We start from the raw sequence: 13,326 nt of genomic DNA, 5'->3' as shown, positions 1-13,326 counted from the left end.
AGGTCGTCATCAAATGGTGACGACCTGAGCCAGGGACCTGGGTGAGGCTTTGGGCCGGTCACCACCGACGGAACAGGATTGCTATCCTTCTTGCGCGCCATCGCCGATGTAGTTCAATGGCAGAACATCAGCTTCCCAAGCTGAATACGCGGGTTCGATTCCCGTCATCGGCTCCACATAGAACTGACCGACTAGGTCGTGTTGATGAGTCTGGTGAGGCCGCGCATGACGAATCGGCTCGCGTAGTGCTTGATGCAGTCGAATCCTGATGCCGGCGCCGGCGCTGCGGCCGTACCGAGTCTGGGGAAAAGTCGCAGGGCGTTGGCGCGTTCGACGTCGATGCGGGTTTGGGTGTCCATTCCGATATAGGTTTCCAGTCCCGCGGCGAAGAGCTTGCTGGCGGCGATGGGCGCGAACGGCCAGTCAGAGCCGAAGGTGACGTGGCCGGGTTTGGCGAAGGCCAGCAGAGTCGGTAGAGCGGCGTAGCTGGAGGACAGTGCGGTGTCGAAATAGAAGCTGGCAAAGTCATCGAGGCTGTCGGCGGCGCTGCGGCCGGTGTCACCCATGATGGCGACGGCCATGCGGTGGCTGGCGTAGGGCACGAAGCCGCCGGCGTGGCTGAGGATGAAGTGGATATTGGGATATTTGCGTCGTATTCCGTTGCGCACCAATAGGTATGCCGCGCGGGTGGTGTCGAGCAGGAAGTCGGCGGCGAACGGTAGGACCCCGGGTACGACGGGTCCGGGGAGGTCGGCGGGGTGGATGAAGACCACCGCTGATCGGGCGTCCAAGGCGGCGAACAGGTCGTCCTGTCCGTCTTGGCCGAGGTAGGTGCCGGCGTTGTTGGCCAGCAGGACGACGCCGTCGGCGTGCAACTCGTCGAGCGATCTCACCACTTCAGCCACGGACTCCTGGATGTGTGGCATGGGGATGGTGGCGAAGAACCCGAACCGGTCGGGGTCGCCGGTGACGAGGCTGGCCGTGTAGTCGTTGAGGTCGCGGGCCAGCGCGGCTGCGTCGGCGGTGTCGGGCAGGAACGTGGTGCCGGGTGTGGATACCGACAAGATGGCAGTGCTGACGTCGAGGTCGGCCATCGTCTGCAACGAGCCTTCGGGACTCCAGTCCGGTAGCGCGCGGCCTCCGGCGTCATCGATTCCCGCTCGCTGCAGTGCTTTTCGGTAATCGGGTGGGATGAGGTGGTGGTGGGTGTCGATACGCATAGGAGTCCTCGTCGTCAGGTGCGGATGCTGGTGCCGGCCAGTGCGGGCACCGTGTCTTCACGGTGCAGGAGTGATTGGGCGCCGGTCTTGAACTGGGCGAGTTTGTCGATGACGGTCTGCCCGACGGGGGTGTGGCCCCAGATGCTGATGCCTTGGTGGGTGGTGGGTTCCCAGGTGGTTTCGTCGACGACGATGGGGTTCCAGCCGACCTCCCATTCGAAGCCCGACGGGGTGATCGCGTAGAAGGACAATTCGCGGTCATTGGTGTGCTGCCCGATGGCCAGGGCCATGTCGAAGCCCAACGCGGTCACACGTTGGTAAGAGTCGACCATGTCGTCGAGTTCGGCGGCTTGGATGTTCAGGTGCTGTACCCGGGTGCGGATCGGGTTGACCGGTAGGCCGCGCACGGCGGCGATCGCGACGGAGTGGTGGCGTTCGTTGACCCGTAGAAACCGGATCTTGAGCTTGACGCCACTGATCGTCTCGTCGATGAAGTCCGATAGCCGGGCATCGAAGACGGTGTCGTAATACCCGTGCAATTGGGCAGGTTTGGTAGACGTGATCGCCACGTGCCCCATCCCGGCGGAGCCGGTGACGAACCCGCGATGACGGATGCGTGGCGGTGCGGCGGCGGTGTTCGCCGTGGTGAAGACCTCCTGTGTCAGACCCTTCGGGCCAGGGAAACGCAACAGTCGCTCTACCCCGCGCAGTGCAGTTTCCTCGTCGGTGCCTTCGGCGACGGGTATGCCGGCGGTGGTGACCCGCCGGACGATCTCATCGACGGTGTTGTGATCGTCGATGTGCCACCCGATGGTGACGACGTCCTCGGCGGGACCGCGTTGCAGAAGGAAGCGGCATTCGTGGTCGTCCAGGCGGAACCGCATGTGTTCGGTAGAGAGTTCGTCGCAGTGCATGCCGATGGCGTCTTCGCCGAAACGTCGCCAATCCGAGAACTTCTCGGTCTCGATGACCAGATACCCGAGGTGCGCTTTGCCGAAGACGTTCATGCGCTCAGGAACGCGTGGGTCACGTCATTGAAGAAGTCGGCGCGTTCCCATTGGACCCAGTGCCCGGCATTGGCTGCGAGCAGCAGGTCGCAATTTGGCATGGTGTCCGCGAGCATCCGGCCGCCGGCCGGCCGGTTGACCTTGTCGGCGCTGCCCCACACCACCAAGGTCGGGGTCTGCAGATGGGCTAGGCGGTTGTCGCGCGTGAAGTCCATCCGCCACAGCGTCCGCAGCGCGAGCAGCCCGGAGGGCCGGCGCAGGGGCGGGTTGGCGACCACGTCGGGGTCGATGCTGGATTGGTAGCGGGTGTCGATGACCTCAGCGGGCACCGAATCTCCGTCGTAGACGAGGTATTCGCGGATAAACGTCTCCAGTTTGTCCCGCGATGGACCGTCACCGCTGTAGTAGGCCAGCAGACTCTGCAGGCCCGCGGTCGGCAGGGCACGGGTGGTGCCGATGCCGCCAGGTCCCATCAACACCATCTTTTCCACCCGGTCGGGGGTGTCTAAGGCCAGGCGCAGGGCACACGCCCCGCCGTAGGAGTTGCCGACGAGGCGGGCGGTGTCGATGCCGAGGTGGTTCATCAGTCCGCGAATTCCATTGGCGAGGCAGCCGAACGGGTCGCTGCCCTCGATGCCCTTGCTGGAGCGGCCGTAGCCGGGCAGGTCGGGCACGATGACGCGGAAGTCCTTGGCAAGGGCGTCGATGTTGCGGGAGTAGTTGGAGACGCCGGATGCGCCGGGACCGCCGCCGTGCAGCAGAATTACCGGGGGGCCGGTGCCGGTTTCGGCGAAGTAGATCTGCTTGCCGCCGACGGTGATGGTGTTCTCGGTCAGGGTCGTGGTGCTCATGCGGTGACTCCGTTGTAGATCGGGATGACGGGGGCGGCTACGGGGGCGGGGGAGAATCCGGTGGCCGGTGCCGGTAGCGAGTTGCCGGCAGTTGTTGCGGCGTAGATGAATCCGTCGGGTCGAACGACCACGGCGGAAGCGCTCTTCTCGGCCATCCAACCGATGAGGGTAGCCCCGCTGTCGCGTACACAGTCTCCGACCGTCGCGTCGTGCGGGCCGACCAGCCGGATTACCGTCGCCCCAACCTCCGCCCAAGCGTGCGCACCGGCCGGGATTGCTCCTGTATGCACGACGGTCCAGTTCCCGCCGAGGACGTCGTCGAGACGCTTGGTTGCGCCCTGACTATTGATCACCCAGGGCTGAGGGATCTGCCAGCCGACGGCGTCGTGACCTCCGACGACGAAGAAGCCGTCGTCGTAGTGCGCGTCGGGGATCCACCACAGCTTCTGCCCGCGTGCCAGAGCGCCGGGAAGCTTGGTGAGCGCCCGCACGACGTGGTTGCGTAGCGCCACGACGCCGCGGCGACGCTCGGTGATCACCCGGCCGACGAACACGGCGCGGCGGGTCACTTCGGTGACGTGCGGTTTGCGTTCGGCCTCATAGGAATTCAACAGCGCGTCTGGCGCCAGCCCGCGCAGGACGGCGGCCAGCTTCCAGCACAGGTTGGCTACATCACGTACCCCGGCGGACATGCCCTGTCCGATCCACGGCGGCATGGCGTGGGCGGCGTCACCGGCGAGGAAGACGCGTCCGACGCGCCAGCGGTCGGCGACGCGGACGTGGTGACTGTAGACCACGGCACGCAGGATCTGGACCTGCGCTTCGGTGATGCCCTGCTCGTGCAGCACCTCCCATATCGCGTCCTCGGAGGTCAGGGTCTTCTCGTCTTGGCCTGCGCGGGCTGGGAACTCCCAGCGATGATGCCCCAACGGTGTCGGGCAGTCCACCGTCGGTCGGTCGGGGTTGCAGTGAAACCGCAAGCGATCGTGGCCATCCCATTCCTGAAGCACCTTGGTGTCGATGACCACCCAGCGTTCGGCGAAGGTCCGACCGGAGTACCCGATGCCCAGTGAACCGCGCGTCGGCGAGGAACCTCCATCTGCCGCAATTACGTAGGACGCATGGATTCGGGTGATGGTATCAGTGCTCAAGTCGCCGATCAGCAGCTCGACGTGATCGCCGCGATTGGCCGTACGCAAGCATTCCCGTTCCAGGAGTACCTCTACGTTGGCGAACCGCTCTACTCCTTCACGTAGCACATGGTCGATCGCCGGTTGGTAGATGAACTGCTGCGGAGGATGCCCGCATCCGCGTGCGGTGATGGTGGTTTCGATGAACGGCACCCCAGCGGAGTCGACGAAGGCCACTGGCCGGTCGGGCAGCATGTCGGCCTGTAGTCGGTCGGCTAGATCAACGGACTGCCAAACTCGCAGTACCTCTTCATCAGTGGAGATAGCGCGGGCCCGTCCGTAAACGTCCGGATCGCGTTCGATCACCACCACCCTCAAGCCCAGTTGGCCGAGCAGGTTGGCGGCCGTGGCTCCGGTGGGGCCGTAGCCGATCACCGCTACGTCGTAGGTAGGAACGTCGTTCATGAAAGTCCTCATCCAGTCCGGCCCTCATCACGAAGGCTTGCACCTGTAGCGATCACTACGGTAATGTAGTGATCGATACGGAGTCAAGTGTTCGACCGAGGGAACGAAGATGGCAGAAGACAAGGCACCCAAGCCGCGCCGCAAACGCGCCGACGGCGAACTGTCGCGCGAACGAATCCTGGACGCCGCCACCGAAATTGCCGCAGAACGCGGATACGAGGGCACCAGCATCGGCGCGGTCAGTAAGAAGTGCGGACTACCGGCCAGCTCGATCTACTGGCACTTCACCGACAAGGACGACCTGCTCGCTGCGGTCATCGAACGCAGCTTCGGCACCTGGCTTGCGGCGTGGCAATTCCCGGACGCCGGCACTCCAGGAGAACGGCTAGCGGGCGCGGCAGCACAGATTGCGAAGGCGTTGGCGGACTCTCCGGACTTCATCCGGCTCGGTCTCATGCTTGGCCTGGAGCGCCGACCCGTCGAACCGCGAGCCCGCGCGATGTTCATCGAGGTGCGCGACCAGGCGTTCCGCATCCTGGTTGACGGGATCCGCGAGCTGGCTCCCGGGCTCAGCGACGGGCACGCCGATCAGGTCGCCACGTACGCGATCGCCGGGGCCGACGGGCTCTTCATCGCAAAGGAGATTGGTGGCGACAGCGTCGACCTGATCGCACTCTTCGAGTTGCATGCCCGCGCGCTCTACGACATGGCGGTACGCCTCACGGGTGAGGACACCGATGACTGACAACGCGATCATCGATGCGATCGCCGCCGATCTGTGGGGCGCCCACACACACCACACACCGATCCGACCCCTGACCGAGAGCTACCCCGGCCTCGACGTTGGCGGCGCCTACGCGGTGCAGCAGATAAATCTGCGCCGCCACCTGGTCGCCGGATCGACGTTGGTCGGACGCAAGATCGGGCTCACCTCCTTGCCGATGCAATCCCTGCTCGGTGTGGACGAGCCGGACTTCGGTTACATCCTCGACGACATGGTGGTCAGGCAGAGCGTTGACGCGAAACGGTTCTGCGCCCCACGTGTGGAACCCGAAGTCGCCTTCCTGCTGCACTCGACGCTGCGCGGCCCCGGGGTCACGGCGGCCGACGTCTACGCCGCCACCGAGGCCGTGGCGGTCGCGCTGGAGATCGTTGACAGCCGAATCGCCGACTGGAAGCTCACCTTGGCCGACACTGTCGCCGACAACGCCAGCTCCGGCGCGGTCGCCCTCGGCGACTGGATCTCCTACACCGACGACTTGGCCCTCCCCCAGGCCCGCGCGACCCTGCACCTCAACGGTAATGAGATCGATTCGGGCACTGGAGATGCCGTGATGGGCGATCCGGCCGCCGCGGTCGCCTGGCTGGCGAATGCGCTGGCCGACTACGACACCGAACTGTGCGCAGGACAGTTTGTGATGTCCGGTTCCTTCACTTCCGCGGCGTTCGTCCACCCCGGCGACGTCGCAGCCACCGCCATCAGCGGCCTAGGTTCTGTGACCCTGCGGTTCGACTAGACCACTAGAGGAAAACCATGACATCACAGCGTAAGTGGCCAGTGGCCATCATCGGCTCGGGCAACATCGGCACCGATCTGCTGATCAAGATTCTGCGAAGTGACGGACCCCTTCTGGCGGTCGCGATGGTCGGCATCGACCCCGACTCCGACGGATTGGCCCGCGCCCAGCGGTTGGGTGTCCCCGTCACTGCGGGCGGGGTCGACGGGTTGATGAAGATGCCGCACTTCGGCGATATCCGACTGGTTTTCGATGCCACTTCTGCCAGCGCGCATCGCACCAACTGGGCCACACTCGAAACGACCGGCGTGCGGATGCTCGACCTGACGCCCGCCGCGATCGGACCGTACTGCGTGCCGGTGGTCAACCTCGACGAGCACCTCGACGCCCCCAACCTGAACATGGTGACCTGTGGCGGGCAGGCCACCGTGCCCATCGTGTCCGCCATATCGCAGTGCGGCGTCGTGTCCTACGCAGAGATCGTTTCCTCGATCTCATCGAGATCCGCCGGACCCGGCACCCGCGCCAACATCGACGACTTCATCGAAACCAACTCAGCAGCACTGCAATCCGTAGGCGGGGCCCAGCTCGGCAAGGCCGTGATGGTCCTCAATCCCGCCGACCCCCCGATCCTCATGCGCAACACCGTGTACTGCCTCGTCGAAGGCGAACCCGACCACTCCTCGATCGAAACGGCAGTGAACGAGATGGTCGTCAAGGTCACCACCTACGTCCCCGGCTACCGACTCAAACGACGCGTGCAGTTCGAGACTTTCGACGCCGACAACCCGCTGCAAATCCCTGAGTCCGGCACGTTCATCGGTACCAGAGTCACCGCGATGCTCGAAGTCACTGGAGCCGCGCACTACCTGCCCGCCTACGCCGGAAACCTCGACATCATGACCTCTGCCGCCCTGGCCACCGCCGAACGCATCGCCACCCACTTCCCCCAAAATGCGGGAGCCACACTATGACTCAGCGCCTCTACATCAGCGACGTCACCCTGCGCGACGGCATGCACGCCGTCCGCCACCAATACACACTCCAGCAGATGGCCAGCATCGCCGCCGCGCTGGACGCCGCCGGCGTGGACTCCGTCGAAGTCGCCCACGGCGACGGACTGGCTGGATCGAGCTGCGTCTACGGGTTCGGCGCCCACACCGACGTGGAATGGATCGAGGCCGTCGCCGAGGTGATGACCCACGCCAAGGTCGCCACCTTGCTGCTGCCGGGAATCGGCAGCGTGCACAACCTCACAGACGCCCACCGCGCCGGTGCCACCGTCGTGCGGGTCGCTACCCACTGCACAGAAGCCGACATTTCCGCCCAACACATCGCCGCCGCCCGCGACCTCGGCATGGACACCGTCGGATTTCTCATGATGAGCCACCTGACCACGCCCCCGGCACTGGCCGAACAAGCCAAGCTCATGGAGTCCTACGGCGCCACGTGCGTCTACGTCGTGGACTCCGGCGGCGCAATGACGATGAACCAGATCGCCGACCGGGTGGACGCGCTGCGCCAAACCCTCGAAGTAACGACCGAGATCGGCATCCACGCCCACCACAATCTTTCCCTAGGCGTCGCCAACTCGATCGTCGCAGTTGAGCACGGAGCCAACCGAGTTGATGCCTCATTGACCGGGATGGGTGCAGGTGCGGGCAACGCCCCGCTGGAAGTGTTCATTGCCGCGGCCACCAAGCTCGGCTGGCACCACGGATGCGACCTGCATGCCCTGGAGGACGCCGCCGATGATCTGGTCCGCCCCCTGCAGGACAGGCCGGTCCGCGTTGATCGGGAAACGCTGACCCTGGGTTACGCCGGTGTGTACTCCAGCTTCCTGCGCCACGCCGAAACCGCCGCCGCCCGCTACGACGTCGACGCTCGCACCCTGCTCGAAGAAGCCGGCCGGCGTGGAATGGTCGGCGGCCAAGAAGACATGCTCATCGACATCGCGCTCGAACTGATAGCCGCGCCCTGACGAACTTCAGCCGCCGTCAGAGCGCGCACTTCGACCCAGCGGAGGACAGCGGACAGTGACGCCACAGCCTGTAATGAGCGTGTCACAACTCAACGAGATGGGCTCGGCCCAGCACGAACGGTCACGAACGATTTCCGCAGCTAAACAGCCCTCGACGAACGCGCCAAGGTTCGCGAAATCCCCTCGGATCCACTTCCCAAGCTGAATACGCGGGTTCGATTCCCGTCATCGGCTCCATGTAGAGCAGCGACCAATGCAAGATTCGCCCGATCTCATCCGGCTGCATTCGTACCCTGACCCCCGGGCTCACCGATGCCCAGGTTCATCAGCTGACCACCTACGCCCTAGCTCAGCCGCCGACGGACTGTTCATCGCCAAGGAAATCGGCGGCGACAACGTCGACCTGATCGCGCTGTTCGAACTGCATGCGCGCGCCGTGTTCGACAGCGCGGTCCAGATGGTCCAGGAAGACACCCGATGAACGCTGGGCGGGCACGAACCTGGCTTCGGCGATGTCCTCGGCGACATGGTGCTCGCCGCAACTGGCCCGAAGTCGTTGTTCCGCTCTGGATTCGAGCCACGGACAAAGGGCGAACGCAACGCAACCAGATTCGCCCCAGAGATTCACCACGGTGTTGCCGTTGCCCGACGTTGCCACCGGCCCCGTAGGGGGTACTGCCGATACCTGGAACGTCAGGCACTGGCGCCACAGCACAACCGCAGGTTGACTGAGTGTTGAGTCGCTCAGCTGGCTCCGCACCAAGCAGATGAGGAATGGCCATGCAGAAGATCCCCCCGGGCCCGTCCGCCAAGGGCCCCTCCGAGATGTTCACCGGCGATGTGTACTTCGATGTCATCGCCAGGGGTGAGGAACCGTCGCGGCTGCGTGTCAACACGGTCCGGTTCGCCCCGTGCGCCCGCACTGCCTGGCACACCCACGCTTGCGGGCAGACGCTGCATGTCACCGACGGCATCGGATTGGTGCAGTCGCGTGGTGGCGAGGTCGTGGTGATGCGACGCGGCGACACGGTGTACACGCCACCCGGCGAATGGCATTGGCACGGAGCGGCTCCCACTCACTTCATGACACACCTCGCGATGTGGGAGGCTCCGGACCCCACATCCGGGCAGCTCGAAACGCAGTGGGGTGAGCACGTCACCGACGACGAGTACCGCGTCCCGGACGGAGTCGAGCTGTGAGCATCAGTGAGGCCGCCCAGCGCAACCACGACGAACTGTTTCCCGGCTAGCGGCCTCCACCGGCACAGAGCATTCCACCAACGCGCACCCAAAAAGGTGTTATGCCTGCCGGATGGTGAAGCCCCTGCCGATCGGTATTGCTCTCGCATGTGCTGTGGTGATCGTTCCGCCAAGCGCTCATGCCGACCGCGCCGAGCCACCCCCGCTCTACGGCTACTACAACGTTGTCATCGACTTCTCGAAGCAGACGTTCAACGGCACGCCCACACCGATGGACCCGATCGCCTTTCCCGTCCAATTCACCACTCACTGCGACGTGAACGGCTGCGTTCCGCGCTGGGACAACGCGGACGACCAGGTCCGCAACCCAGGCGCTCCCGCGGTTTTCGAGTACCGATGGAACAACGATCGTTGGGAAACCAGCGGCGAATACCCCTACTTCTGCGATCGCAGCAACCCAGCCAGCGCGATGAAGTCCACCCGCTCGGACTTTCTCATCCCGAATCCTGACGGCAGCTTCGTCGGAGAACGGACCCTGACCGTGGACGGAGCCGGCTGCCCAGGCGAGGGGCCGGGGACCCACTGGGTGCCGATAGCCCTGACCCCCGTCGACCCACCAGTGCGATAACAGCCTTGGTCTAGAAGGCTATTCGCGACTACGCCCGTAATCTGGCGGCAAACAACTCGAGCGCCGGGAACGGATCATTCGCCGTGGGCAGCGGCATGATGGCCACGTGGTCCGCTCCGGCCGCAACGTGTTCACGGATCCGTTCCAGGCTGCTGTCGATTCCGTCGAGCGGGATGAGTGCTTGCAGCAATTCGTCGCTCGGCTCGTCTCCCACCCGCAGATCGGGGAAGCCGTTCTCCTGCAGATTGCTCACGTAGTTCTGCAGGCCGAGGTAGAACGACGAGTGCTCCAGCGCAGCAGAGCGATTCGTGGGGCGGTCGTCGCCGGTAGCTACGATTTGCACCACCGCCAAGGTCCGATCGGAACCCAGCGCCGAGCGTGCCTTCTTGGTGTGCTCGACCGTCGTGAAGTACGGAAGTGCACCCGCGGTCTTGTTTTTGGACAGCGCCAACACTTTCGATCGCAGCGCCGCGAGGATGATCTGATCACCGGGCACGCCGAGTTCGAGCAACCGGTCGACGTACTTCGTCAATGTGGGGAACGGCTTCTGATACACGTCGCCGCTCATCTCGCGGTGTCCGATGCCGACGCCGAGGACGAAACGTCCCGGATAGCGCGCGTCTATTCGGTGAAAGGACGCTGCCACACCGTCGGCCTCCTCCGCCCAGACGTTCACGATCGCGGTACCCACCGCGATCGACTCCGTTTCGGCCAGGAACGATTCCGGGATGGTCAGGTCCCCAGGGGCGTTGCCGGCGATCCACACCGTGCCATATCCACTGTCCTCAAGGCCCTTCACTCGCGATGCGAGGGACCGCGTTTCATAATCCTGAACGAGCAGATATGCGCCGTAGCGTCCGAGCGATGGTGTAGTCACCTGAGATCTTGACGCCGTTTCGCACCGTCTTATTCCCGGCGGGGACGGCTAGTCGTCTGTGTGGTCTCGGCCTTCGGCGTAATCCACCAGCGCGGCACTGATTCGCTTGTTAAGTTCAGGATCGCGAAAAGCTTTGACGAACATGGCATTCCACCACAGTCCATCGGCGGCAAGTCGGGCGATCTGCGCGCGCTGCGGAAACTCGTCCAGGCCAGGTCGAGGCTGCATCCACGTCTCAAACGCCTCGGCGATCGGCTCCTGCATTCCCGGCTCGGTGCTGGCCGCCAGGATGACCGACCACCGCCGAAGCACCTTGTCGGCGTTCGGGGTGGTCAGGCTGTGGCAGGTGCTGGCGATGAACGCTCGCGTGTAGGAGCCGGGTTCACCGTCGTCCCAGCGCGCAAAGTTGCCGTTCGTATCGTCGACCAGGCGCTCAACCAAGGCGCGAACCAGTTCACTCTTGTTCGAGAAGTGATACAGCAGGCCGCCTTTGGAGACACCGGCCTCATCCGCGACCGCCTGCAGTGTCAACGCCTGGGGCCCGCCGCGGCTCAAGACCTGCTCGGCGGCATCTAACAGGTCGTCGCGTCGATCCCTGGATGGCACTGCGCACTCTCGTCGTCTGCCTCCTGGGAGGCCCGGGCGTCTGGTTTGTCCTGCGACAAGACTAACCCGCATCCGGCTTCCGGATCAGATGCTGGAACTACCGGTTCTTCGGCGCTGAACCCCCGGACCGGGCCGGCGAGCCGTGCGATCAGCGGGCTGGCCGCCGCCGCGACGGCCAGCCCGGTCGCCAGGGCATACGACGCGATCGGGCCCCAGGCGTCGTTGAAAACACCCGACAACGCGGTTCCGGCCGCCCCGCCTGCCAACGCGCCGGTGTTGAGCCAGCCGAACGCCTCCGCGGCGGCTTGCTCTTCGACGCCACGAGACACCGCGTGATACAGGGCTGCCATCGCCGGCGCGAAGCCGAATCCGGCGGCGAACAGCGCCACGAACTGCAGCGGACCGGTGACGAGTCCAGTGAGCGCGGTCCCCACCATGACAACGCCCAGCGTAGCGACCAACGCGCCAAGGCCGAGTCGGCGCTGACCGAGCAGAAGGCCGCCGATCAACGAGCCGAGGCTCGACACCGATATCGCCGCGCCGGCCATCGCGTGCCCGAGCTGGGCGACGACTCCTACTTCCATCGCCATGAACGATGCGACGAGAGCGAGATTGGCCACCAGGGCCAGGATGACTTCTTGGCGGGCCAGCACGCGGCCGAACGGAGACCGGTTACGTTTGATCCAGGGTTGTCCCGGCTGCAGGCTGAGCACGAAGGCGACGGACCCGGTCACGGTGATACCCGCCGCAGCCAACAGCGGTACCGCGGTGGACACCAGTGAGGCCAACACGGTGACGATCACTGGGCCGGTCACCCAGATCAATTCCTGGGCAGTCGTGTCGAAGGCGAACAACGCGCGCACGGTATCGGGGGGAACCATCCGCGGGTAGAGCGCACGCACCACCGGCATCAGTGGCGGAATCGTCGCTCCGACAAGGGTTCCCAGTATCGCCAGCAAGAGCAGATGTGCGGGCGCGAGCGCCAACGCAACGAACCCGATGCCGTTGATCACGGCCGCCGACAGCACCACCGGTGTCACTCCGAACGCCCCGGTGAGTCGGGCGCTCACCGGCATCGCGATGGCCTCCGCCAGACTGACGCACGCGACGACGATTCCGGCCTGCGCGTAGGAGCCGGTGGTCGCCGAAACGTGCATGAGGATTGCCAGCGACAGCATCCCCAACGGCAGCCGCGCGAACAGCTGAGAAATCGTCACGCGGAATACACCGGGAGTCCGAAGTAACCGCATGTAGCTGCCCACCAGAGCCTCCTTGGATCTGCACGTCGGTCGCAGCGCACGACCGGGGCTTACTGTACCGTCCGGACGGTATAGCGATCCAATGAATTTTCGCCGACGCGGATGCTAAGAATTCGCCGCCGATATCGCTATCTGCTCGGCACCGCCAGTCGCCACGAGCTGCTGGCAGCCAGCATCGATCCGGCCCGGCGTGACCCGCCTGTCCGACATCGCGTAATCGTCCGGGCGCGAAGGCGATTTCGCTTCGGGCGCCCCGACTACGGCGCTTAATTACACGGTTGAGGGCTCTGCCCAATTCCCACCAGGTGTCGGCCCGCCACTGGGTTCGCCCGACGCAGCCGCGGATCGGTATCGGGGAACTTTCGGTGCAATCCGTCGATGAGGCGGTGCGCCTCGTACAGATCTCGCCGGAGCGCGGACTGCTCGCGGCGGTCACACCCCGCACCTCGGACCGACGTGCGCGGACCGCGCAACTCCGCCGACTCGAGTTGGTGCGAAATCTTGGCCACCTGTTCGTACAGCGCATTGAGCAACAGTCGCGCCTGAGCCGCTCCTACGTCATCGACCACGCGACGATCGTCTCAC

The 13,326-nt window shown here is 64.8% G+C and carries 14 protein-coding genes, 1 tRNA gene and 1 pseudogene; 8 read left to right on the top strand and 8 right to left on the bottom strand.

Annotation, left to right across the window (positions count from 1 at the left end; translation table 11 throughout):
- Nucleotides 1-102: 102 nt before the first annotated feature.
- Nucleotides 103-176, top strand: a tRNA-Gly gene (locus H7J73_RS20385).
- Nucleotides 177-191: 15 nt separating this feature from the next.
- Here H7J73_RS20385 and H7J73_RS20380 read toward each other — a convergent pair.
- Genes H7J73_RS20380 through H7J73_RS20365 form a run of 4 tightly spaced genes read right to left on the bottom strand, consistent with a single transcriptional unit; the run spans nucleotide 192 to nucleotide 4,673 of the window.
- Nucleotides 192-1,220, bottom strand: coding sequence for an amidohydrolase family protein (locus H7J73_RS20380; RefSeq protein ID WP_264069444.1), 1,029 nt, complete (start codon nucleotides 1,218-1,220; stop codon nucleotides 192-194).
- Between the two features lie 14 nt (nucleotides 1,221-1,234).
- Nucleotides 1,235-2,227: a VOC family protein gene (locus H7J73_RS20375; protein ID WP_264069442.1), complete on the bottom strand. Its 993-nt coding sequence runs from the start codon at nucleotides 2,225-2,227 to the stop codon at nucleotides 1,235-1,237.
- Nucleotides 2,224-3,078 (bottom strand): alpha/beta fold hydrolase, encoded by an 855-nt coding sequence (locus H7J73_RS20370; protein ID WP_264069441.1) that lies wholly within the window; start codon nucleotides 3,076-3,078, stop codon nucleotides 2,224-2,226. Before H7J73_RS20370 ends, H7J73_RS20375 begins: the two co-directional genes overlap by 4 nt.
- Nucleotides 3,075-4,673, bottom strand: a complete 1,599-nt coding sequence (locus tag H7J73_RS20365) for a bifunctional 3-(3-hydroxy-phenyl)propionate/3-hydroxycinnamic acid hydroxylase (protein ID WP_264069440.1) — start codon at nucleotides 4,671-4,673, stop codon at nucleotides 3,075-3,077. Before H7J73_RS20365 ends, H7J73_RS20370 begins: the two co-directional genes overlap by 4 nt.
- A 109-nt stretch (nucleotides 4,674-4,782) precedes the next feature.
- Here H7J73_RS20365 and H7J73_RS20360 point away from each other — a divergent pair, with 109 nt between their 5' ends.
- From H7J73_RS20360 to H7J73_RS20330, 7 genes and pseudogenes are all read left to right on the top strand, one after another.
- Entirely contained in the window at nucleotides 4,783-5,418 is a 636-nt protein-coding gene (locus H7J73_RS20360) for a TetR/AcrR family transcriptional regulator (protein WP_264069439.1), read from the top strand.
- Nucleotides 5,411-6,190, top strand: coding sequence for a 2-keto-4-pentenoate hydratase (locus tag H7J73_RS20355; RefSeq protein WP_264069438.1), 780 nt, complete (start codon nucleotides 5,411-5,413; stop codon nucleotides 6,188-6,190). Before H7J73_RS20360 ends, H7J73_RS20355 begins: the two co-directional genes overlap by 8 nt.
- 17 nt (nucleotides 6,191-6,207) lie before the next feature.
- Nucleotides 6,208-7,164, top strand: coding sequence for an acetaldehyde dehydrogenase (acetylating) (locus H7J73_RS20350; RefSeq protein ID WP_264069437.1), 957 nt, complete (start codon nucleotides 6,208-6,210; stop codon nucleotides 7,162-7,164).
- Entirely contained in the window at nucleotides 7,161-8,171 is a 1,011-nt protein-coding gene (gene dmpG, locus H7J73_RS20345) for a 4-hydroxy-2-oxovalerate aldolase (protein ID WP_264069436.1), read from the top strand. The genes H7J73_RS20350 and dmpG overlap by 4 nt, the downstream gene beginning before the upstream one ends.
- A gap of 284 nt (nucleotides 8,172-8,455) precedes the next feature.
- Nucleotides 8,456-8,652, top strand: a pseudogene (locus H7J73_RS20340) (TetR/AcrR family transcriptional regulator); the annotation flags it as partial.
- Nucleotides 8,653-8,951: 299 nt separating this feature from the next.
- Complete coding sequence (locus H7J73_RS20335; protein WP_264069435.1) at nucleotides 8,952-9,371, top strand: (R)-mandelonitrile lyase; 420 nt, start codon at nucleotides 8,952-8,954, stop codon at nucleotides 9,369-9,371.
- 112 nt (nucleotides 9,372-9,483) lie between these two features.
- A complete protein-coding gene (locus H7J73_RS20330; protein WP_264069434.1) occupies nucleotides 9,484-9,999 on the top strand; it encodes an MBOE_33420 family protein in 516 nt (171 codons plus the stop codon).
- Nucleotides 10,000-10,027: 28 nt separating this feature from the next.
- On the opposite strand, the gene H7J73_RS20325 is transcribed toward H7J73_RS20330, so the two are convergent.
- The 4 genes from H7J73_RS20325 to H7J73_RS20310 all read right to left on the bottom strand — a co-directional run bounded on the left by H7J73_RS20325 (nucleotide 10,028) and on the right by H7J73_RS20310 (nucleotide 13,310).
- Nucleotides 10,028-10,876 (bottom strand): TIGR03620 family F420-dependent LLM class oxidoreductase, encoded by an 849-nt coding sequence (locus tag H7J73_RS20325; RefSeq protein ID WP_264069433.1) that lies wholly within the window; start codon nucleotides 10,874-10,876, stop codon nucleotides 10,028-10,030.
- 48 nt (nucleotides 10,877-10,924) lie between these two features.
- Nucleotides 10,925-11,482 carry a TetR/AcrR family transcriptional regulator gene (locus tag H7J73_RS20320; RefSeq protein WP_264069432.1) on the bottom strand — a complete coding sequence of 186 codons (558 nt, stop codon included), beginning with the start codon at nucleotides 11,480-11,482 and terminating at the stop codon, nucleotides 10,925-10,927.
- Nucleotides 11,449-12,744 carry an MFS transporter gene (locus H7J73_RS20315; protein ID WP_264069431.1) on the bottom strand — a complete coding sequence of 432 codons (1,296 nt, stop codon included), beginning with the start codon at nucleotides 12,742-12,744 and terminating at the stop codon, nucleotides 11,449-11,451. Before H7J73_RS20315 ends, H7J73_RS20320 begins: the two co-directional genes overlap by 34 nt.
- Nucleotides 12,745-13,007: 263 nt before the next feature.
- Nucleotides 13,008-13,310: a hypothetical protein gene (locus tag H7J73_RS20310; RefSeq protein WP_264069430.1), complete on the bottom strand. Its 303-nt coding sequence runs from the start codon at nucleotides 13,308-13,310 to the stop codon at nucleotides 13,008-13,010.
- Between the last annotated feature and the right edge of the window lie 16 nt (nucleotides 13,311-13,326).

The organism is Mycolicibacterium komossense, assembly GCF_025822605.1.
Taxonomy (GTDB): domain Bacteria; phylum Actinomycetota; class Actinomycetes; order Mycobacteriales; family Mycobacteriaceae; genus Mycobacterium; species Mycobacterium komossense.
The sequence above is the reverse complement of the archived record's forward strand: the minus strand, read 5'-3'. Positions and strand labels throughout refer to the sequence as shown.

Coding starts and splice junctions, on each gene's coding strand:
- H7J73_RS20375 (WP_264069442.1), bottom strand. CDS start 2,227: ATGAACGTCTTCGGCAAAGCGCACCTCGGGTATCTGGTCATCGAGACC.
- H7J73_RS20360 (WP_264069439.1), top strand. CDS start 4,783: ATGGCAGAAGACAAGGCACCCAAGCCGCGCCGCAAACGCGCCGACGGC.
- H7J73_RS20365 (WP_264069440.1), bottom strand. CDS start 4,673: ATGAACGACGTTCCTACCTACGACGTAGCGGTGATCGGCTACGGCCCC.
- H7J73_RS20350 (WP_264069437.1), top strand. CDS start 6,208: ATGACATCACAGCGTAAGTGGCCAGTGGCCATCATCGGCTCGGGCAAC.
- H7J73_RS20380 (WP_264069444.1), bottom strand. CDS start 1,220: ATGCGTATCGACACCCACCACCACCTCATCCCACCCGATTACCGAAAA.
- H7J73_RS20330 (WP_264069434.1), top strand. CDS start 9,484: ATGGTGAAGCCCCTGCCGATCGGTATTGCTCTCGCATGTGCTGTGGTG.
- dmpG (WP_264069436.1), top strand. CDS start 7,161: ATGACTCAGCGCCTCTACATCAGCGACGTCACCCTGCGCGACGGCATG.
- H7J73_RS20355 (WP_264069438.1), top strand. CDS start 5,411: ATGACTGACAACGCGATCATCGATGCGATCGCCGCCGATCTGTGGGGC.
- H7J73_RS20370 (WP_264069441.1), bottom strand. CDS start 3,078: ATGAGCACCACGACCCTGACCGAGAACACCATCACCGTCGGCGGCAAG.
- H7J73_RS20335 (WP_264069435.1), top strand. CDS start 8,952: ATGCAGAAGATCCCCCCGGGCCCGTCCGCCAAGGGCCCCTCCGAGATG.